A 19,538-nucleotide genomic window follows, 5' to 3' on the forward strand; every position below is an offset into this window, starting at 1 on the left:
CTTGCTAGCGTCCCGGCAACACGCGAGAGCAGCGGCGCAACACCCAGCGCCGGTCAGCAAGAAATTACAGAGGTTTCCACTGGCGGGCCGTCCTTCCCCCGGCGGGCCGCCATGACGACAGGAGTACCGATGCGCATCCGTACCGCGGGTGTGGTCGCTGTCCTCGGCCTGGCGCTCGCCGCCTCCGGCTGCGGTGGCAGCGGCAGCGACAAGCCGGCCGCCAAGGAGTCCAGCAAGGCGACCGGCGGCAAGCTGGTCATCTGGGCCGACGACAAGCGGGCCGCGGCCCTCAAGCCGTTCGGCGAGGAGTTCGGCAAGGAGAACGGCGTCACCGTCGAGGTCCAGGCCGTCTCCAAGGACCTGCAGACGAACTTCGTCACCGCCTCCCAGCAGGGCAGCGGCCCGGACGTGGTGGTCGGCGCGCACGACTGGATCGGCAACCTGGTCCAGAACGGCGCCATCGACCCCGTGCAGCTCACCGCCGACCAGAAGAGCGCGTTCAACGAGGTCGCGATCAAGGCGGTGACCTTCAACGGCCAGCTCTACGGCGTCCCCTACGCCACCGAGAACGTCGCGCTGATCCGCAACACCGAACTGGCCCCCGAGGCGCCGAAGACCATCGAGGACCTGGTCGCCACCGGCAAGAAGCTCCAGGCCGAGAAGAAGGCCAGCGAGATCCTCTGCCTGCAGTCCGGCCAGAACGGCGACGCCTACCACATCTACCCGCTGTACACCTCGGGCGGCGGCAACCTGTTCGGCACCGCGGCCAACGGCGACTACGACCCGAAGGATCTGGGCGTCGGCAAGCCGGAGTCGATCGCGGCCTTCCAGAAGATCGCGAAGCTCGGTGAGAAGGGCGACGGCGCGCTGAAGCGCTCCATCACCCCGGAGAACGCCATCTCCACCTTCACCGGCAAGAAGTGCGCCTTCCTGGTCTCCGGCCCGTGGGCCATCGCCGACGTCAAGAAGGCCAACATCTCCTACGACATCTCCCCGGTCCCCGGCTTCGCCGGTGGCAAGGAGGCCCAGCCGTTCGTGGGCGTCCAGTCGTTCTACGTCGCCGCCAAGGGGCAGAACAAGGCGCTGGCCCAGGAGTTCGTCACCAACTACGTGACCAAGCCCGAGTTGGCCGTCGCGCTCTACCAGGCCGAGCCGCGCCCGCCGGCGCTGACCGCCGCCTTCGAGCAGGTCAAGGGCCAGGACCCGGATCTGGCCAAGTTCCAGGAGGCCGGCAAGAACGGCCAGGTGCTCCCGGCGATCCCGGCCATGGCCGCGATCTGGGACCCGTTCGGCAAGGCGGAGGCCGCCATCATCGGCGGCGCCGACCCGGCCACCACGGTCACCGCCGCCGGCAAGACCATCGCCGGTCAGATCAAGTAATGAGTACGCCGCTGTCCGGCTCGGGGTCTGCCACGCAGGCCCCGGGCCGGGAGCCCGTTCGGAACGGGCTCCCGCGCAAGTCCCGTACCGCGCGGCACCACGCGCCGATCACCGCGACCGGTCTCGTCGTCAAGGTGGTCCTGCTCGGCCTGGCCGCCGGGCTCGCGATCTGGGCGGCGTTCCCGCTCATCGAGGCCGGGCACTGGATCGGGCTGGCCATCCTGGCCGCCACCACCGCCGGCCTGTTCTACCTCTATCTCACCCGCCGGCACATCCCGGCCAAGTACCTGGTCCCCGGCACGCTCTTCCTGATCGCCTTCCAGGTCTTCCCGGTGCTCTACACCGCGACCACCGCCTTCACGAACTTCGGCGACGGCCACCGCGGCAGCAAGGACGACGCGATCGTCGCCATCCAGACCTCGTCGGTCAAGCAGGTCCCCGGCTCGACCGAGTACTCCCTCTCCATCGCCACCAAGGGCGACCCGGCCACCGGCCCGCTGGTCTTCCTGCTCAGCGACCCGAAGACCCGGGAGGTCTCCGCCGGTGACGCGGACGGCCTGCACCGGCTCGACGCCGGTCAGGTCACCGTCAGCCTGACCGGCAAGGTCACCGCCGCCGACGGCTACACCGTGCTCAACTTCGGTCAGGCCAGCGTACGGAGCAAGGAGATCACCGACCTGATCGTGCCGACCTCCGACGGCGCCATCCGGTCCAACGGCCTGTCCCGCGCCTACGAGGGCACGGCGCTGCGGGCGTACGACGCGGGCTGCGACTGCATCACGGACAGCGAGACCGGCAAGACCTGGACCGCCGACGCCGCGAGCGGCTCCTTCGTCGCTGACGACGGCGAACGGCTCGCCCAGGGGTGGAAGGTCAACGTCGGGCTGAAGAACTTCAGCCGGGTGCTGACCGAGCCGAACATCTCCGGCCCGTTCTTCGGCACGCTGCTCTGGAACTTCGCCTTCGCGATCGGCTCGACCGGGTTCACCTTCCTGCTCGGCATGGCCATCGCGCTCGCCCTGCACTCGCCCCGGATGCGGGGCACCAACCTCTACCGGGTGCTGTTGATCCTGCCGTACGCCATGCCGTCGTTCGCGATGCTGCTGGTCTGGCGGGACATGTTCAACACCGACTTCGGCCTGGTCAACAACCTCTTCGGGCTGGGCGTCGACTGGTTCGGCGGGGCCTGGACCGCCCGGGCCGCGGTGCTGCTGGTGCAGCTCTGGCTGGGCTACCCGTACATGTTCCTGGTGGCCACCGGCGCGCTCCAGGCGATCCCGCGGGAGCTGACCGAGGCCACCTCGGTCGACGGGGCCTCGCCGTGGCAGTCGTTCCGCGCGGTCACCCTGCCGCTGCTGCTGGTCGCGCTCTCGCCGCTGCTGATCGCCTCGTTCGCGTACAACTTCAACAACATCAACGCGATCTGGCTGACCACCGAGGGCGGGCCGTTCCCGGCGGACAACCCGACCAACGGCGCCACCGACCTGCTCATCACCTACACCTACCGGCTCGCCTTCGGCCCGCAGGGCGCCGAGTACGGCATGGCGGCCGCAGTGTCGATCTTCATCTTCGCGATCGTGGCCACGGTGTCGGCGATCAGCTTCCGGCGTACCCGTAAGCAGGAGGAGGTCTACTCATGACCACCCACGCGGACGTCTCCGTTGCCAACCGCAACGTGGAGAGGAGGCCGAACCGCCGCTGGTTCGCCCAGGTGGGCTGGCGGCACGTCGTCGCGCTGCTGGCGGTAGCGTTCAGCCTCTTCCCGATCCTGTTCGTGCTCTCCGCGGCGCTCAACCCGCTCGGCACGCTCTCCTCGACCGAGCTGCTGCCGACCGGGGCGTCGTTCGACAACTTCGCCAACCTGTTCGACCGGACCGCCTTCGCGCACTGGTTCCTCAACTCGCTGCTGATCGCCGGTACGGCCAGCTTCGTGTCGATCTTCCTGTCCGCGCTGGCCGCGTACGCGTTCTCCCGGATGCGGTTCGCCGGGCGGCGGGTCGGCCTGCTCAGCCTGCTGCTGATCCAGATGTTCCCGCAGTTCCTGGCCATCGTGGCGATCTTCCTGATCTTCACGACGGTCACCGACCTGTGGCCGGTGATCGGCTTCAACACCCCGTGGGGCCTGTTCCTGCTCTACATGGGTGGTGCGCTGGGCGTGAACACCTGGCTGATGAAGGGTTTCTTCGACACGCTGCCGAAGGAGCTGGACGAGTCGGCCACCATGGACGGCGCCTCGCACGCCCAGGTCTTCTTCCGGATCATGCTGCCGCTGGTGGCGCCGATCCTGGCGGTGACCGCCTTGCTGTCCTTCATCGGCACGATCAACGAGTTCATGATCGCCAACGTGTTCCTCACCAACACCGAGTCGAAGACCCTCGCGGTCGGCATGTTCGGCCTGGTGGCCGGTGAGCGCAACAACAACTTCGGGATGTTCGCGGCGGGCACGCTGCTCACCGCGATCCCCACGGTGCTGGTGTTCCAGTTGCTCCAGCGCTACATCGTCTCCGGACTCACCTCGGGAGCGGTCAAGGGATGAGCAAGTTGCAGCCGCACCACGACGGATCCGCCACCTACGTGCCCGAGCAGGAGCCCGATCTCGGGCAGCGGGTCCCGGTCTTCGTCCGGGTGCCGGCCGGCGCCGACGTACGCCAGGTGCACGTGCGCACCACCGGCGACGGCGAGCCGCGCTTCGCCGAGGCCGTGGTCGACCGTACCGAGGGCGGTGACGTGTGGTGGCGGGCCGACGTCGAGGTCCGCAACCCGGTCAGCAACTACCGGTTCATGCTCGACGGGCGCGCGGGCCACCGTTGGCTCAACGCCGCCGGCCTGGTCGACCACGACGTCCCCGACCACGGTGACTTCAAGCTGGTCAGCTATGCCCCACCGCCGGCCTGGGCCCGGGACGCGGTGATCTACCAGATCTTCCCGGACCGGTTCGCCCGCTCCGTCGCCGCCGACGGCCGGACCGCGCCGGACTGGGCCATCCCCTGTGACTGGGACACCCCGGTTGTCGGGCGCGGCCCGGAGACGCCGTACCAGTTCTACGGCGGCGACCTGGACGGCGTCACCGAGCACCTGGACCACCTGGACCGGCTCGGGGTGAACACCGTCTATCTCACCCCGGTCTTTCCGGCCCGCTCCAACCACCGGTACGACGCGGCCAGCTTCGACACCGTCGACCCGCTGCTGGGCGGGGACGCCGCCCTCGCCCGGCTGGCCGACGCGGTGCACGCCCGGGGCTGGCGGCTGCTCGGCGACATCACCAGCAACCACACCGGCGACGCCCACCGGTGGTTCACCGCCGCCGTCTCCGACGTGACCGCGCCGGAGCGGGAGCTGTACTACTTCGACGAGGCCACCCGCTGCGACCTGGAGCCGTCGTACGAGTCCTGGAACGGGGTGAAGTCGCTGCCGAAGCTCAACTGGGGCAGCGACGAGCTGCGCCGCCGCTTCGCCACCGCCGAGGACTCGCTGCTGCGCCGCTGGCTGCGCCCCCCGTACGGGTTGGACGGCTGGCGGGTGGACGTGGCGAACATGACCGGCCGGCGGGGTGCGGACGCGTACACCCACGAGGTGGCCCGGCTGCTGCGCGAGGTGGTCGTGGACACCCGCGCCGACGGGCTGCTGCTCGCTGAGCACGGCCACGACCACACCGGTGACCTGGACCGGGACGGCTGGCACGGAACGATGAACTACGTCGGTTTCACCGACCCGGTCTGGTCCTGGCTGCGCCACGGCGACGACCCGCTGCCCAACTTCCTCGGCACCCCCGGTGGGGTGCGGCGGCGGGACGCGGGCGCGGTGCTCGCCACCATGAACACCTACCGCTCGCTGATCTCGTGGCGGTCGTACGTGCACTCGTGGCAGCTGCTCGGCTCGCACGACTCGGCCCGGATCCGCACGGTGGCCGGCGATGCCGCCCGGCAGGAGGTGGCCGCCGGCCTGCTCGCCACCATGCCGGGCACCCCCGTGGTGTTCGCCGGTGACGAGCTGGGGCTGACCGGCACGAACGGGGAGGGGTCGCGTACCCCGATGCCGTGGCACCGGCCGGAGCGCTGGGACCGGCGCACGTTTGAGGCGTACCGGTCGCTGTTGGCGCTGCGGCACGCCGAGCCGGCGCTGCGGCACGGCGGCCTGCGCTGGGTGCACGCGGACGCGGACACGCTGGTCTTCCTGCGTGAGGCGCCGACCGGCGCGGTGCTGGTGCTGGCCCGCCGCGCGGCCGGCGTCCCGGTCCGGCTCACCGGCCTGCCCGCCGGGGAGAATGTGTACGGCGGCGCGCCCGCCCTGCGCCCCGACGCCGACGGCGCGGTGATCCTCCCCGCCGACGGCCCCACCTTCCAGGTCTGGCGAATGTGAGGCGAGGAAGGGCCTTCAGGGGCCACCTACCAACCGGTCACCTGGCGAGCAGGGTGCGGACGCCCGCGAGGTAGCTGGCACGGTCGGGGGAGCCGGTCAGGATGCGCTGCATGAAATAACCGGGGACCAGGCCGAACAGGGCCGTCCCGACCGCCGCCGGGTCGGCCTCCGGGGGCAGTTCGCCGGCCTCGCGGGCGCGTCGGGCCATCGCCACGAAGTGCTCCCGGAAACCGGTGTACGTCGCCCGGACGAACTCGGCGAGCGCGGGATCGCGCAGCGCCTCGCTCCACACCTGGATCGCCAGCCGGAGTACGCCGTCCTCGCCGGTCTGGCTGTCCACGTAGATCAGCGCCCGCTCCAACGCCTCGGTGAGGGGCAGCGGCGGCTCGTGCCGGGCCAGCTCGGCAAAGATCTCGTCCGCCCCGCCGATCACCGTCTGGGCGATCGAGGTGATCAGGTCGTTCTTGCTCGGGAAGTAGCGGTAGACCGCGCCGACCGACAGTCCCGCCTCGGCGATCACGTCCTGCATCGAGGTGTTGTGGAAGCCGTCGCGCAGGAAGCACCGCCGGGCCGCGTCCAGGATCTGCTGACGGCGGGCCGCGAGGTGTTCGTCCGATACGCGTGGCATGCCGTAGAGCATAAAACGAACGTTCGTTCTTGACCGGGAGCCGGTCGGCGGCGCACTCTTGCCCTAAGAGAATGAACGTTCGTTTTTTAGGAGGCGGAGATGGCCACTCACCCGTTCCGGGTCCGCTCGCCCTGGCTGCTCGCTGTCCTGCTCGCCGCCCTTGCGGTGGCGGTGCAGGCGCTGCTCGTACCGCTCTTCGCCGCGCCGGCGGCGAACCTGGCACCGCGCGACCTGCCGATCGCCGTGGCCGGGCCGCCGCCCGCGGCGGCCGAACTGGCCGGCCGGCTCACCGCTGCCCGGCCGGGCGCGTTCGAGGTGACCACGCTGCCCGACGCGGCGGCCGCCGACCGGGCGCTGCGCGACCGGGAGGTGTACGCCGCCTTCGTCGCCGGCCCGGACGGGATCGCCCTGCACACCGCTCCGGCGGCCAGCCCCACCGTCGCCGCGCTGCTCACCGAGGCCGCCGCCCAGCTCTCCGCCGGCCGTCCGGTCTCCGTGGTGCAGGTCGTGCCGGCCGCGCCGGACGACCCGCGCGGTGCCGGGTTTGCCGCCGGTTTCCTCCCGTTGGCGCTGACCAGCATGCTGGCCGGGGCGCTGCTCACCTTCCTGGTCGCCGGTCGCGGCGCCCGGCTGCTGGGGCTGCTCGGCTACGCCGTCCTGGCCGGCCTGGCCGGAGCGGCGGTGCTGCACGGCTGGCTCGGCGTCCTGACCGGCGACCCGATGCGCGAGGCGGGCGCGATCGCCCTGTTCGCGCTGGCCGCTGCCGGCCTCGTGGCCGGGCTCGGGGCACTGCTCGGCGGCCCCGGCATCGGCCTCGGCGCGCTGCTGGTGTTCCTGGTCGGCAACCCGCTCTCCGCGGTGAGCGCCGCCCCCGAGCTGCTACCACAGCCGTGGGGGCTGATCGGGCAGTTCCTGCCGGTCGGGGCGGGTGGCACGCTGCTGCGCTCGGCGGCGTACTTCGACGGTGCCGGCGCGTCCCGGTCCCTCGCCGTGTTGGCCGGCTACGCGCTGCTCGGCCTGCTCCTGGTGGCGTCCGGTCGGTTCCGGACGGGCGGGGGCGCCGCCCCGGCGGCCGATCCGGGGCGACCCGCCGAGATCACGGTATGACGGCAGCTCGGCACGCGGGCTACTACAGGCCGTCGTTGATCGGGGGGAGTTGATGGGGGAGGATGGGCGCCGTGGAAGCTCTTCGCCTGGTACTTCTCTACGTCCATCTGATCGGGTTCGCGCTGCTGCTCGGTGGCTCGATCGCCCAGTACGTCAGCGGCCGGCTGCGGATCAACGCGGCGATGCTCTGGGGCTCGGTGATCGGGCTGGTGACCGGGGCCGGTCTGGCCGCGCCGCTGCGCGACGGGCACGAGCCGGCACCGGCAAAACTTGTTACCAAGTTGGTGCTCGCGCTGCTGATCTTCGTCATGGTCTTCTTCTCCCGGAAACGGGAGTCGGTCAACCGCGGTCACTTCCTCGCGATCATTGGGCTGACCTTGGCCAACGCGGCCGTGGCGGTCTTCTGGAGGTAGCCTCGCCAGCAGCGGAAACGCCACGGGAAACGGACGTTCAGGACACTGAAGCGGAAGCCTGACGGCGGGCAAAGTGATTTCCCCCACCCGACGGTTACGTAGGGGTAACGGACGCTCAACAGTCGTGCACGATTGTCGGCCGGTGGGTGGGCGCGAGCGTACGCTCCCGTCCGTAACGTGGGACGCCGGCAGGCACACCGCAGGCCGGCGAAAGGGCTGCCACCGCGCATAACGCGGTGTGCAATGGGAAGGAGTCGTCTTGCGCTCTGTGCGTGGGATGCGGATCGTCGCCTCCGCCTTCGTGGCAGGTGGCCTTGTGCTGGGCGCCGCCGCGTGTGGTGAGGCCCCCAAGGACAACGCCGGTGGCACCGGCGCCAAGAAGTTCGTCGCCTGCATGGTGACGGACACCGGCGGCATTGACGACAAGTCGTTCAACACCTCCGCCTGGAAGGGCCTCGAGGCGGCCAAGGCGGCCAACGACAACATCGACCCCAAGTACGTCGCCTCGCACCAAGAGGCGGACTACGAGGTCAACCTCAACGGCTTCGTCAACCAGAAGTGCGACTTCATCCTGGCCGTCGGTGGCCTGATGCAGGACGCCACCAAGAAGGCCGCCGCGGCGCACCCGGACCAGCAGTTCGGCATCGTGGACGCCAACCCGGGCGTGGACAACATCTACCCGATGCAGTTCGACACCACCCAGGCCGCCTTCCAGGCCGGTTACCTGGCGGCCAGCATGAGCAAGACCGGCAAGGTCGGCACCTACGGCGGCCTGCCGATCCCGCCGGTGACCATCTTCATGGACGGCTTCGCCGACGGCGTGGCCTACTACAACCAGGCCAAGGGCAAGAACGTCCAGGTCCTCGGTTGGGACAAGGCGACCCAGAAGGGCTCCTTCACCAACGACTTCACCAAGCAGGACGAGGGCAAGAAGGTCTCCGACACCCTGGTCGCCCAGGGCGCGGACATCGTCATGCCGGTTGCCGGTGGCGCCGGTCTCGGCACCACCGCCGCCGCCCAGGCCTCCGGTGGCAAGTACTCGGTGATCTGGGTCGACACCGACGGCTGCGAGAGCACCCCGAACTGCTCGGCGCTGATGACCACGGTCGTCAAGAACATCCAGGGCGCCGTCAAGGACGCCGTGCTCACGGCCGCCAAGGGCGAGAAGCTCCAGGCCAAGCCGGGCTACATCGGCACCCTGGCCGACAACGGCGTGTCGCTCGCCCCGTTCCACGAGTTCGACAGCAAGGTCCCGGCGGACGTGAAGGCCGAGCTCGAGAAGATCAAGGCGGACATCGCCGCCGGCACCATCAAGATCACCTCTAAGGCCCAGCCGGTCACGGAGTGACGATCCGCCGGCCGCCGCGCTGAGATCACCGGCCGCGGCGGCCGGCGGGCACCAGGCACGAATCCGGCCGCTTCGACGTACGTGGGACAAGCTCCGCGGCGCCGGGGCGGCCGGTCCCCCTTACCCGCAAGGAACCGATCCGGCTCGATGGCCGGCGCGGCAGCAGCTACGCTGCACCATCGCTCGCACTCCCGGAGGTTGCGCTGAGACTCGAACTGCGCGGCATCACCAAGCGGTTCGGTGACCTGGTCGCGAATGACCACATCGACCTGACGGTGGAGCCTGGAGAGATCCACGCCCTGCTCGGCGAGAACGGCGCCGGCAAGTCGACCCTGATGAACGTGCTCTACGGGCTCTACCAGCCCGACGAGGGCGAGATCCTGGTCGACGGCGAGCCGCTGAAGCTGAAGGGCCCGTCGGACGCCATCGCGGCCGGGATCGGCATGGTGCACCAGCACTTCATGCTGGTGCCGGTGTTCACCGTGGCGGAGAACGTCATGCTCGGCGCCGAGCACGTCAGGGGCGGCTTCAGCGGCTTCCTCGACCGCCGGCGTGCCCGCCGCGAGGTGGCCGAGGTCTCCGAGCGGTACAACCTCCGGGTCGACCCGGACGCGGTGATCGAGGACCTGCCGGTCGGCATCCAGCAGCGGGTGGAGATCGTCAAGGCGCTCACCCGCGACGTCGACCTGCTGATCCTCGACGAGCCCACCGCGGTGCTCACCCCGCAGGAGACCGAGGAACTGCTCACGGTCATGCGGTCGCTCAAGGCCGCCGGCAAGTCGATCGTCTTCATCACCCACAAGCTGGGCGAGGTGAAGGCCATCGCGGACCGGATCACGGTGATCCGGCGCGGCAAGACGGTCGGCACCGCCGACCCGAGCGCCAGCCGGGACGAGCTGGCCGCGCTGATGGTGGGCCGCAGCGTCCGGCTGACGGTCGACAAGCAGCCGGCCAAGCCGGGCAAGCCGATCCTCGAGGTGGCCGGCCTGGTCGTCGACGACGACCGGCAGGTACGCGCGGTCGACGGCGTCGACCTGACCGTGCACGCCGGTGAGGTGCTCGGCATCGCGGGCGTGCAGGGCAACGGCCAGACCGAGCTGATCGAGGCGATCATGGGCCTGCGACCCGCGCTCGCCGGCACCGTCGCTCTGGACGGCGAGGCCGTGCACGGCTGGCCGACCAAGAAGGTGCTCCGCGCCGGCGTCGGCTACGTGCCGGAGGACCGCAGCGTCGACGGCCTGGTCAAGGAGTTCTCCGTCGCGGAGAACCTGGTGCTGGACATCTACGACCAGCCGCCGTTCGGCAAGGGCCTGTCGCTCAAGCCGGACGCCATCGCGAAGTCGGCGAAGGAGCGGATCGAGCAGTTCGACGTCCGCACCTCCTCGGCGGACACGCCGGTGGGCACCCTGTCCGGTGGTAACCAGCAGAAGGTGATCGTGGCCCGGGAGCTGTCCCGGCCGCTGAAGCTCTTCATCGCCGCGCAGCCGACCCGGGGCGTCGACGTCGGCTCGATCGAGTTCATCCACAGCCGGGTGATCCGCGAGCGGGACATCGGTACCGCCGTCATGGTGGTCTCCAGCGAGCTGGACGAGGTGATCGGCCTGGCCGACCGGATCGCGGTGATGTACCGCGGGCGGATCATCGGCGTGGTCGGCCCGGACACCCCGCGCGAGGAGATCGGCCTGCTGATGGCCGGCATCACCCCGGACACCGCCACCGCGACCCCCGATGGCCCTGGCAACGAGGAAGAGGCATGAGCAACCCCAATGCCGTGTCGGGCTCGCCGGACAAGGAACTGGCGACCGAGACGCAGGAGGCGCGGAGCGAGGCGCGGGCGATCCCGACCGCGCGCGCCGGCGACGGCGAGCGTGCGGTGACCGCCACCGCGACCAAGGAGTCCGCCGCGGAGCCCCGCCCCTCGCTGGGCCGGCTGTTCCTGGAGAACCTCTGGGCGGCGAACACGGTCACCGTGACCGTGCTCGCTGTGCTGCTGGCGATGCTGGTCGGCGCGGTGCTGATCATCATCTCCGCCCCGGACGTGCTGGCCACCTACAGCTACATCACCGCCCGGCCGTCGGACGCGCTCAACTCGAGCTGGTCCGTGGTCAGCGATGCGTACGCGAATCTGTTCAAGGGCGCGATCTTCGACCCGGAGGCGTCCGGCTTCACCGCCGCGCTGAGCCCGATCTCGGAGACGCTCACCTACGCCGCGCCGCTGGTCTTCACCGGCCTGTCGGTGGCGCTCGCCTTCCGCGGCGGCCTGTTCAACATCGGCGCCCAGGGCCAAGCGACGGTCGGCGTCGTTCTCGCCGCCGCCGCCGGCTTCGCGCTGCCGCTGCCGCCGGGGTTGCACCTGCTCGTCGCGCTGCTCGCCGGCGCGGTCGGCGGTGCCATCTGGGGCTTCATCCCCGGCATCCTCAAGGCGCGAACCGGCGCCCACGAGGTGATCAACACGATCATGCTGAACTACGTCGGGGTCTACTTCCTGGCCTGGATCATCCTTCAGGACGGGGTGCACAGCCCCACCCGCTCCGACGCAATCAGCAAGCCGGTCGACGGCTCCGCCCAACTGCCCCGGCTGCTCGGCAACGACCTGCGGGTGCACGCCGGCATCCTGCTCGCGGTGCTGGCCACCGGGTTCGTCGCCTGGCTGCTGAACCGCTCGACGCTCGGCTTCGAGTTCCGCGCGGTCGGCGCCAACCCGGATGCCGCCCGGACCGCGGGCATCAGCGTCACGAAGACGTACGTGCTGGTCATGGTGATCGCCGGCGTGCTGGCCGGCCTCGGCGGCTCGAACATGGTGCTCGGCTCGACGGCGAACTCGCTCACCCCGCAGGTGGTCGCGCAGATCGGCTTCGACGGCATCCTGGTCGCGCTGCTCGGCCGGGTGAAGCCGTGGGGCGTGCTGATGGCCGCGCTGCTCTTCGGGGCGCTCCAGGCGGGCGGCAACCGGATGCAGTCGTACTCCGGGATCTCCCTGGAGCTGGTCACCGTGCTCCAGGCGCTCATCGTCATCTTCATCGCCGCGCCGGCCCTGGTGAAGGCGATCTTCCAGCTCCGGGCGGCCCGCGCGGCCCGGCTGCAGACGAGCCTCGCGAAGGGCTGGTGAGGCATGTCCACCATGACTGTCCCCGAGGTCGCCGTCACCGCGGTCGACGAGGGCTTCTGGACCCGCACCCGCAAGATCGGGATGGTTCTGCTGGCGCTGGGCGTGCTCGCGGCGGGGCTCTTCGGGGCGCTCGCCACTGATCAGGAGGCCCGGTTCACGCTCAGCGAGACCGAGGGCGGTGCCGCCCTGACGATCCACGGCACGACCGGCGCGATCCTGTTCGGGATCATCGCCGCCGCAGCCGGCGCCGCCCTGCTCGCCGGGGTGCCGAAGCGGTGGTTCACCCTGGTGCTCGGCGTCGGGCTGGTCGCCTTCGTGGTGAGCTTCCTCTGCTGGCAGGTCTCCGCCGCCCCCGAGGGCCGCAACTTCATGCCGTTGGTCAACATCGTCCGCGGCACCTTCCTGCTGGCCCTGCCGCTGATCTTCGGCTCGCTGGCCGGCGTGCTCTGCGAGCGGTCCGGCGTGGTCAACGTGGCGATCGAGGGCCAGCTGCTGATGGGCGCCTTCTCCGGCGCGCTCTTCGGCAGCCTCTCCGGCAACGTCTGGGTCGGGCTGGTCGCCGCCGCGATCGGCGGCGCGTTCATCTCGCTCCTGCTCGCCGTGTTCGCCATTCGCTACCTGGTCGACCAGGTGGTCATGGGCATCGTGCTCAACCTGCTCGCGGTCGGCATCACCGGCTTCCTCTACGAGCGGCTGATGCAGGCGAACGCGACGAAATACAACAGCGCCCCCCGGTTCAGCAACTGGGAGATCCCGCTGCTCAAGGACATCCCGCTGCTCGGTCCGGCGCTGTTCCGGAGCAACATCTTCCTCTACGTCGGCCTGCTGCTGGTGCTGGTGATCCACGTCGCGCTGTTCCGTACCCGGTGGGGGCTGCGGACCCGGTCGGTGGGCGAGCACCCGACGGCCGCCGACACGCTGGGCGTGAAGGTGCTGCGACTGCGCTACCGCAACGTGATCATGGCGGGGCTGGTGGCCGGCGTGGGTGGCGCCTCGTACACCCTGGCGCTGTACTCGTTCACCAAGAACATGATCGGCGGTAAGGGCTTCATCGCCCTCGCCGCGCTGATCTTCGGCCGGTGGAGCCCGACCGGGGCGCTGCTCGCGGCGCTCTTCTTCGGCTTCGCCGACCAGCTCGCCACGTACCTCGGCGCGGTCGGCAGCAGCATTCCCAGCCAGTTCCTGGCCATGCTGCCGTACCTGGCGACGATCCTGGCCGTGGCCGGGCTGGTCGGCAAGGTGCGGGCCCCGGCGGCCGACGGCAAGCCGTACGTCAAGGGCTGACCGCCCACGACGCAGCGTGCCCGGCGGGGGAGGCCCGCCGGGCACGACCGTCTCCGGGGCGCGTCCGGTGGCCGTGACCACCCTTCGCGCCCCGCGCGGGCCTGATCAGCGGGAATTGGGCAGAATGGGAGATGTGATGGAGATCGACTGGGAGCGGCTGCGGGCCGCCGCCACCGAGGTCATGCGGCACGCGTACGTGCCGTACTCGAAGTTCCCGGTCGGGGCGGCCGCCCTGGTCGACGACGGCCGGGTGGTGGTCGGCTGCAACGTGGAGAACGCCGCGTACGGCGTGGTCCTCTGCGCCGAGTGCGGGGTGGTCTCCTCGCTGCACGCGACCGGCGGTGGCCGGATCGTCGCCCTCTCCTGCGTCGACGCCACCGGGGAGCCGCTCATGCCCTGCGGCCGGTGCCGCCAGCTGCTCTGGGAGCAGGGCGGCCCGGAGTGCCTGATCGAGGCCGCGGGCGGTCCGCTGCGGATGGCCGAGCTGCTGCCGCACGCGTTCGACGTGGCCGACCTCGAGGCGGTGACCGGCGAGCACCCGGTGCCCGTGGTGCCGGACCGGCTGGCCGCCTGGCGGGGGCGGGGCACGGTCTTCGTGCACCCGGACCTCTCCGCCGGGCAGCAGGTCTGGACGGCGTACTGGGAGCGGTCGGCCGGGGACACCGAGGGCGCCGAGACCGGCGTGCTGGAGGAGGGGCCGACCTGGGACGACCCGGCCGAGGCGATCACCTGGGGGCTGGCCCGGACGCCGCGGGTCGTCGTGGTGGACGCGTCGGGCACGATCTTCTGGGCCGGAGAAGGCGAGCCGCCTCTGGAGATTCCGGTCCGCTGGTCCGGTGCTTGAGGTCTTCGGTGGTCACTGTTCGCGGGTGGGTCTGACCGCCCGCGATTACTGATTGGAACTTGCAGTGAGTGCTTTTACGGCGGTTGACGTCATTCGGGCCAAGCGGGACGGGGGCGTGCTGAGCGACGGGCAGATCGACTGGGTCGTCGACGCGTACACCAGGGGGCTGGTGGCCGACGAGCAGATGTCGGCGCTGGCCATGGCGATCCTGCTGCGTGGCATGACCGGGCCGGAGATCGCCCGGTGGACCGCTGCGATGATCGCCAGCGGGGAGCGGCTGGACCTCTCGCCGGTGACCCGGCCGACCGTGGACAAGCACTCCACCGGCGGCGTCGGCGACAAGATCACCCTGCCGCTCACCCCGCTCGTCGCCGCCTGCGGCGCGGCGGTGCCGCAGCTGAGCGGCCGGGGTCTCGGCCACACCGGTGGCACGCTGGACAAACTGGAGTCGATCCCCGGCTGGCGGGCCGCGCTGAGCAACGCGGAGTTCATCGCCCAGCTTCGTGACGCCGGCGCGGTGATCTGCGCAGCCGGCGACGGGCTGGCCCCGGCCGACCGCAAGCTGTACGCGCTGCGCGACGTCACCGGCACGGTGGAGGCGATCCCGCTGATCGCCAGCTCGATCATGAGCAAGAAGATCGCCGAGGGTACCGGCGCGCTGGTGCTCGACGTGAAGGTGGGCTCCGGCGCGTTCATGAAGACCGTCGACGACGCCCGCGAACTGGCCCGGACCATGGTGGAGCTGGGTAAGGCGCACGGGGTGCGGACGGCGGCCCTGCTCACCGACATGTCCACCCCGCTCGGCCTGGCCATCGGCAACTCGGTCGAGGTGACCGAGTCGGTCGAGGTGCTCGCCGGCGGTGGCCCGGCCGACGTGGTGGAGCTGACCCTGGCGCTGGCCCGGGAGATGCTCGACGCCGCGGGGCTGCCGGACGCCGACCCGGCGGCGGCGCTGCGTGACGGCCGGGCGATGGACTCCTGGCGGACGATGATCCGGGCACAGGGCGGCGACCCGGACGCCCCGATGCACACGGCCAACGAGGTCGAGGTGGTCCACGCCGACGCCGACGGCTACGTCGCCGGGATCGACGCGTACGCCATGGGAGTGGCCGCCTGGCGCCTCGGGGCCGGCCGGGCCCGCAAGGAGGACCCGGTGAGCATCCCGGCCGGCGTGGTGCTGCACAAGCGCCCCGGCGACCCGGTACGCGCCGGCGAGCCCCTGTACGAGCTGCGCGCCGAGCACGCGGAGCGTATTCCGGCCGCGCTGGCCGAGGCGCGGCGGGCGATCCGTATCGCCCCGGACGCTCCGGCCCCGACACCGCTCGTGATCGAGCGGATCGGCTGATCGTCCACCGGCGGCGGGGCCGTGGTGCTGGCCCCGCCGAACGGTTATTCTCCCTGGCCAGGGGGTTACCGATCGGCGATGAGCCGACGTGAGCAGACAGGGACCTGAGCCGTGCGCGTACCCGCCCCGGATCCCCGGGCCGTCCGTGAGGCGAGCCTCGACGAGCTGTCCCGGCTGGGTCTGCCGCTGCCGCCGCCGCAGTTCCCGCTGGTGTGGGAGCCCGGGGACGAGATCGAGCTGCGCCCCACCGCCGAGATCGAGGCGCGGATCGCGGTGCTGCACCTGATCCTGGCCCGGTGCTTCGGGATGCCCGCGCAGGCGGCGATGAGCTGGCTGCTGGAGTCGCACCTGGTCGACACGGTGACTCCGCCCGAGTGGCAGTTCGTCGTGGGCGGCAAGGGCGACCACCGCTCGTTCGTGCTGCACCATGACGCGCTCTTCTCGCTGGCCTGGGTGCTGGGGTTGGCCAAGGAACTGGACCCGACGGTGCCGGTGGACGAGCGGTTGGTCGAGCGGATGCCGAACCTGGTCGTCGGGGAGACCTTCCCGCAGTGGCGGGCCCGGATCCTGGCGGCGCCGCAGCATCCGGCCGACGCCGCCGCCCTGCTCGATCTGCACTACTGCCTGGACTGGGCGTACCTGGAGTCGGAGGACACCGGGCGGGCGCTGCCCGGGCTGGTGGACGCGAACGCGATCGGGCAGCGCCGGTGGGCGCTGGAGTGGGCGGTGGTGCTGCGCGGGCCGTACCACGAGGAGCCGCCGGGCTGGGAAGAGGTCGACCTCTCCACCTGAGGCGGTCCGCCGCCCGCCGGGCGGGCGGCGGACCGCGGTCAGCGTGGCCGGTGCACGCCGAGCCTTACGGCGAGGGTCACCGGCACCGGCTCGGGCAGCGCGGCGATGCGCTCGGCGAGCCGGGCCGGGTCGGTGTGCCAGGCGCTCGGGCCCATCCCCACCAGGGTGGCCACCTCGGTGCGGCCCAGCGACAGCCGGGCCCGGTGCTCGGTGGCCGACTCCTCGGCGAAGTGCGCGCCCAGGCTGTCGGCCACCCGGTCCGCCTTGGCCGGGTCCACGCGGAGCAGGTCGAGCGCGTCGACCAGCTCGGCGAGGTGGTCGGTGGCCGGGGTGACCACCAGCAGCGCGCCGGCCGGGTCGAGGACCCGGTGGAACTCCGGGCCGTTGCGCGGCGCGAAGACGTTCAGCAGCAGGGCGGCGGAGTGGTCGGCCAGCGGCAGCCGGCGCCAGGTGTCGGCGAGCGCCGCCGCCGCACGCGGGTGGGCCCGGGCCGCCCGGCGCAGCGCCGGCTTGGCGACGTCCAGGGCCAGGCCGACGGCGTCCGGCAGCGCCGCCAGCACCGCCGCGAGATACCAGCCGGTCCCGGCCCCGGCGTCCACCACCAGGGGGTACGTGCGGTCATCCTGGTGAGGCGCTGCGCCGGTGGTGGGCGCGCCGGCCGCCCGTATTCCGTCGACCACCTCGACGGCGCTGTCGGCGAGCGCGGCGGCGACGGTGTCGTAGTGGCCGGCGGCGAGAAATTCGGCGCGGGCGGCGACCATCTCGGCGCTGTCCCCGGTGTGCGGGGCGCGGCCGGCGAGCAGGTTGACGTATCCCTGGCGGGCGATGTCGAAGCTGTGCCGGCGCGGGCAGCGCAGGGCGCGGGCGGTGCCGGCGGTGGTTTCGGTCACCGGCTCGGCGCAGACCGGGCAGCGCAGCCGGTCGAGGATCCGGGGGTCCACCTCAGACCTCCGGCGATCCCACAATCGATGGCATGCCGACCAGTTTGCCGGTTCGGTCGGTCCGGCTCCTGCTCGGGTCCGGTCCCGTGTCGGACCAGGACCGCCGGTGGATAGTGTCTGAGCATGGTCGCAATCCGGTACGAGGACATCGTCAAGGTCCCGAAGGCGCTGCTGCACGATCACCTCGACGGCGGTCTGCGGCCCGCGACGATCGTGGAGCTGGCCGCCGAGGTCGGCCACGAACTGCCCACCACCGATCCGGAGGCGCTCGGCCGCTGGTTCGTCGAGGCGGCGAACTCGGGCTCGCTGGAGCGCTACCTGGAGACGTTCGCGCACACCGTGGCTGTCATGCAGACCGCGCCCGCGCTGCGCCGGGTCGCCCGTGAGTGCGCGCTCGACCTGGCCGCCGACGGCGTGGTCTACGCGGAGGTCCGGTTCGCTCCCGAGCAGCACCTGGAGCGGAACCTGACCCTGGACGAGGTGGTCGACGCCGTGGTGGCCGGCTTCGTGGAGGGCAGCGCCCTGGCCGCCGAGGCCGGCACCCCGATCCGGGTCGGCACCCTGCTCACCGCGATGCGGCACGCCGCCCGCTCACAGGAGATCGCCGAGCTGGCCGTCCGGCACCGGGACACCGGTGTGGTCGGATTCGACATTGCCGGCGCCGAGGCAGGCTTCCCGCCCACCCGGCACCTTGACGCCTTCGAGTACCTCCAGCGGGAGAACTTCCACTTCACCATCCATGCCGGGGAGGCGTTCGGGCTGCCGTCGATCTGGCAGGCGATCCAGTGGTGCGGCGCGGACCGGCTCGGTCACGGCGTCCGGATCGTCGACGACATCACCCCGGGGCCGCCGCCGGTGCTGGGCCGGCTGGCCTCGTACGTCCGGGACAAGCGGATCCCACTGGAGCTGTGCCCCTCGTCGAACGTGCAGACCGGGGCGGCGCCGTCGATCGCCGAGCACCCGATCGGGCTGCTGCGCGACCTGCGCTTCCGGGTGACGGTCAATACCGACAACCGGTTGATGAGCGGCACCTCGATGTCCCGGGAGATGGCGCTGCTGGTGGAGGCCTTCGGCTACGGCTGGAAGGAACTCCAGTGGTTCACGATCAACGCGATGAAGAGCGCGTTCATCCCGTTCGACGAGCGGCTGAAGATCATTGACGAGGTGATCAAGCCGGCGTACGCCAGGTTGCTCGGCTGATCACGGGTGCGCGTGCGGGTGGCCGGCGAGCAGGCCGGCCACCCGGCGCAGCACCTGCCGGGCCCGGGCCGCCTCGGCGCCCAGCCCGGTCTGCCGGCGTAGCACGGCCGGCTCGGTACGCAGCAGCGTGATCCCGCGCTGGATCAGCAACCGGGGCGCCTTGCGCTGTTCGGACAGGTCGCGGGCGAGCCGGCGGACGAAGGTGGCCCCGCGCGGGCGGCGCAGCGCGTACGCCCCGGCGACCAGTCCGCGGCGGCGGCACTCCTCGACGATCTCGGCGGCGAAGATCCCTTCGGCGATGAACAGTGGAGATCCGGCGACGTCGAATGGCCGGGTGGACACCCTGCGGTCCGCGCCGATCGCATAAACCGGCACTTCGGCCTTGCCGTCCCGGGCCAGTCGGGCAATGGTTTCCACCGCTGCGTCCGCATCCCAGGACAGTGGTGACTCCCAGTCCACCTGTCCGCTTTGGCGCGGCAACGTAGGGTCATCGCCGTCCTTGTAGAAGTCGTCCAAACACAGCACCGGAAGTCCGGTTCGTTGGGCGATGTACGACTTTCCGGAACCGGAGGGGCCGGCGAGGAGGACGACGCGGTGAGGGAATTTCATTACCTTGAGTTACTCCGGCCAGACGGATTGCTATCAAATTGCATCAACATCTCATCACACCTCCGGCGAGGGACAACCTGGGCTTTCTCTTTGCGGGGCGGCGTGATGGAATCTCGGAGGTCCGACCCGCCGGGTCGGTCGCTCGGCGTTGCCCACGGGTGACGTCCGGACGCGAAATG

General features: G+C 71.1%; 17 protein-coding genes. 14 read left to right on the plus strand and 3 right to left on the minus strand.

Translation table 11 applies throughout. The annotated features are described in order from the left end of the window. The first annotated feature begins 129 nt into the window (after positions 1–129). From ACIRG9_RS00150 to ACIRG9_RS00165, 4 genes are read left to right on the plus strand one after another with little or no spacing between them, the layout of a single operon-like run. The gene (locus tag ACIRG9_RS00150) at positions 130–1,380 is read left to right on the plus strand and encodes an extracellular solute-binding protein (protein WP_402847951.1); all 1,251 of its coding nucleotides are present in this window, start codon (positions 130–132) and stop codon (positions 1,378–1,380) included. Next, a complete protein-coding gene (locus tag ACIRG9_RS00155; RefSeq protein WP_402847953.1) occupies positions 1,380–3,020 on the plus strand; it encodes an ABC transporter permease subunit in 1,641 nt (546 codons plus the stop codon). The genes ACIRG9_RS00150 and ACIRG9_RS00155 overlap by 1 nt, the downstream gene beginning before the upstream one ends. Continuing rightward, the gene (locus tag ACIRG9_RS00160; protein WP_402847955.1) at positions 3,017–3,916 is read left to right on the plus strand and encodes a sugar ABC transporter permease; all 900 of its coding nucleotides are present in this window, start codon (positions 3,017–3,019) and stop codon (positions 3,914–3,916) included. The genes ACIRG9_RS00155 and ACIRG9_RS00160 overlap by 4 nt, the downstream gene beginning before the upstream one ends. After that, the gene (locus ACIRG9_RS00165; RefSeq protein WP_402847957.1) at positions 3,913–5,739 is read left to right on the plus strand and encodes a glycoside hydrolase family 13 protein; all 1,827 of its coding nucleotides are present in this window, start codon (positions 3,913–3,915) and stop codon (positions 5,737–5,739) included. Before ACIRG9_RS00160 ends, ACIRG9_RS00165 begins: the two co-directional genes overlap by 4 nt. Positions 5,740–5,776: 37 nt before the next feature. Here ACIRG9_RS00165 and ACIRG9_RS00170 read toward each other — a convergent pair whose 3' ends face one another. Then, on the minus strand, positions 5,777–6,367 hold the full coding sequence (locus ACIRG9_RS00170) for a TetR/AcrR family transcriptional regulator (RefSeq protein ID WP_402847959.1): 591 nt from the start codon (positions 6,365–6,367) through the stop codon (positions 5,777–5,779). A 99-nt stretch (positions 6,368–6,466) separates the two neighbouring features. On the opposite strand from ACIRG9_RS00170, the gene ACIRG9_RS00175 reads away from it, so the two are divergent. The 9 genes from ACIRG9_RS00175 to ACIRG9_RS00215 all read left to right on the plus strand — a co-directional run bounded on the left by ACIRG9_RS00175 (position 6,467) and on the right by ACIRG9_RS00215 (position 16,609). Then, a complete protein-coding gene (locus ACIRG9_RS00175) occupies positions 6,467–7,474 on the plus strand; it encodes a hypothetical protein (RefSeq protein ID WP_402847961.1) in 1,008 nt (335 codons plus the stop codon). Between the two features lie 71 nt (positions 7,475–7,545). Next, positions 7,546–7,887 carry a hypothetical protein gene (locus tag ACIRG9_RS00180; protein ID WP_402847963.1) on the plus strand — a complete coding sequence of 114 codons (342 nt, stop codon included), beginning with the start codon at positions 7,546–7,548 and terminating at the stop codon, positions 7,885–7,887. Positions 7,888–8,164: 277 nt separating this feature from the next. Further along, positions 8,165–9,235, plus strand: coding sequence for a BMP family protein (locus ACIRG9_RS00185; RefSeq protein WP_402850160.1), 1,071 nt, complete (start codon positions 8,165–8,167; stop codon positions 9,233–9,235). A 263-nt stretch (positions 9,236–9,498) separates the two neighbouring features. After that, positions 9,499–10,992, plus strand: coding sequence for an ABC transporter ATP-binding protein (locus tag ACIRG9_RS00190; RefSeq protein WP_402850163.1), 1,494 nt, complete (start codon positions 9,499–9,501; stop codon positions 10,990–10,992). Continuing rightward, positions 10,989–12,344: an ABC transporter permease gene (locus ACIRG9_RS00195; RefSeq protein ID WP_402847965.1), complete on the plus strand. Its 1,356-nt coding sequence runs from the start codon at positions 10,989–10,991 to the stop codon at positions 12,342–12,344. Before ACIRG9_RS00190 ends, ACIRG9_RS00195 begins: the two co-directional genes overlap by 4 nt. Positions 12,345–12,347: 3 nt before the next feature. Continuing rightward, positions 12,348–13,628: an ABC transporter permease gene (locus ACIRG9_RS00200; protein WP_402847967.1), complete on the plus strand. Its 1,281-nt coding sequence runs from the start codon at positions 12,348–12,350 to the stop codon at positions 13,626–13,628. Between the two features lie 136 nt (positions 13,629–13,764). After that, on the plus strand, positions 13,765–14,472 hold the full coding sequence (locus ACIRG9_RS00205; RefSeq protein ID WP_402847969.1) for a cytidine deaminase: 708 nt from the start codon (positions 13,765–13,767) through the stop codon (positions 14,470–14,472). A 64-nt stretch (positions 14,473–14,536) separates the two neighbouring features. After that, positions 14,537–15,817 carry a thymidine phosphorylase gene (locus ACIRG9_RS00210; protein ID WP_402847971.1) on the plus strand — a complete coding sequence of 427 codons (1,281 nt, stop codon included), beginning with the start codon at positions 14,537–14,539 and terminating at the stop codon, positions 15,815–15,817. A 111-nt stretch (positions 15,818–15,928) separates the two neighbouring features. Further along, positions 15,929–16,609 carry a DUF4272 domain-containing protein gene (locus ACIRG9_RS00215; RefSeq protein ID WP_402847972.1) on the plus strand — a complete coding sequence of 227 codons (681 nt, stop codon included), beginning with the start codon at positions 15,929–15,931 and terminating at the stop codon, positions 16,607–16,609. A 38-nt stretch (positions 16,610–16,647) separates the two neighbouring features. Here ACIRG9_RS00215 and ACIRG9_RS00220 read toward each other — a convergent pair whose 3' ends face one another. Next, entirely contained in the window at positions 16,648–17,550 is a 903-nt protein-coding gene (locus ACIRG9_RS00220; protein ID WP_402847974.1) for a putative RNA methyltransferase, read from the minus strand. Positions 17,551–17,673: 123 nt separating this feature from the next. On the opposite strand from ACIRG9_RS00220, the gene ACIRG9_RS00225 reads away from it, so the two are divergent. Then, the gene (locus ACIRG9_RS00225; protein ID WP_402847976.1) at positions 17,674–18,750 is read left to right on the plus strand and encodes an adenosine deaminase; all 1,077 of its coding nucleotides are present in this window, start codon (positions 17,674–17,676) and stop codon (positions 18,748–18,750) included. Here ACIRG9_RS00225 and ACIRG9_RS00230 read toward each other — a convergent pair whose 3' ends face one another. Then, positions 18,751–19,167: a hypothetical protein gene (locus tag ACIRG9_RS00230; RefSeq protein ID WP_402847978.1), complete on the minus strand. Its 417-nt coding sequence runs from the start codon at positions 19,165–19,167 to the stop codon at positions 18,751–18,753. It abuts the gene before it with no gap. Between the last annotated feature and the right edge of the window lie 371 nt (positions 19,168–19,538).

The organism is Micromonospora sp. NPDC093277, assembly GCF_044765245.1.
Lineage (GTDB): Bacteria > Actinomycetota > Actinomycetes > Mycobacteriales > Micromonosporaceae > Micromonospora.

What these genes read in the sequence shown, in the direction of transcription:
- ACIRG9_RS00150 (WP_402847951.1), top strand. Translation starts at nt 130, where the DNA reads ATGCGCATCCGTACCGCGGGTGTGGTCGCTGTCCTCGGCCTGGCGCTC.
- ACIRG9_RS00155 (WP_402847953.1), top strand. Translation starts at nt 1,380, where the DNA reads ATGAGTACGCCGCTGTCCGGCTCGGGGTCTGCCACGCAGGCCCCGGGC.
- ACIRG9_RS00160 (WP_402847955.1), top strand. Translation starts at nt 3,017, where the DNA reads ATGACCACCCACGCGGACGTCTCCGTTGCCAACCGCAACGTGGAGAGG.
- ACIRG9_RS00165 (WP_402847957.1), top strand. Translation starts at nt 3,913, where the DNA reads ATGAGCAAGTTGCAGCCGCACCACGACGGATCCGCCACCTACGTGCCC.
- ACIRG9_RS00170 (WP_402847959.1), bottom strand. Translation starts at nt 6,367, where the DNA reads ATGCCACGCGTATCGGACGAACACCTCGCGGCCCGCCGTCAGCAGATC.
- ACIRG9_RS00175 (WP_402847961.1), top strand. Translation starts at nt 6,467, where the DNA reads ATGGCCACTCACCCGTTCCGGGTCCGCTCGCCCTGGCTGCTCGCTGTC.
- ACIRG9_RS00185 (WP_402850160.1), top strand. Translation starts at nt 8,165, where the DNA reads ATGCGGATCGTCGCCTCCGCCTTCGTGGCAGGTGGCCTTGTGCTGGGC.
- ACIRG9_RS00195 (WP_402847965.1), top strand. Translation starts at nt 10,989, where the DNA reads ATGAGCAACCCCAATGCCGTGTCGGGCTCGCCGGACAAGGAACTGGCG.
- ACIRG9_RS00200 (WP_402847967.1), top strand. Translation starts at nt 12,348, where the DNA reads ATGTCCACCATGACTGTCCCCGAGGTCGCCGTCACCGCGGTCGACGAG.
- ACIRG9_RS00205 (WP_402847969.1), top strand. Translation starts at nt 13,765, where the DNA reads ATGGAGATCGACTGGGAGCGGCTGCGGGCCGCCGCCACCGAGGTCATG.
- ACIRG9_RS00225 (WP_402847976.1), top strand. Translation starts at nt 17,674, where the DNA reads ATGGTCGCAATCCGGTACGAGGACATCGTCAAGGTCCCGAAGGCGCTG.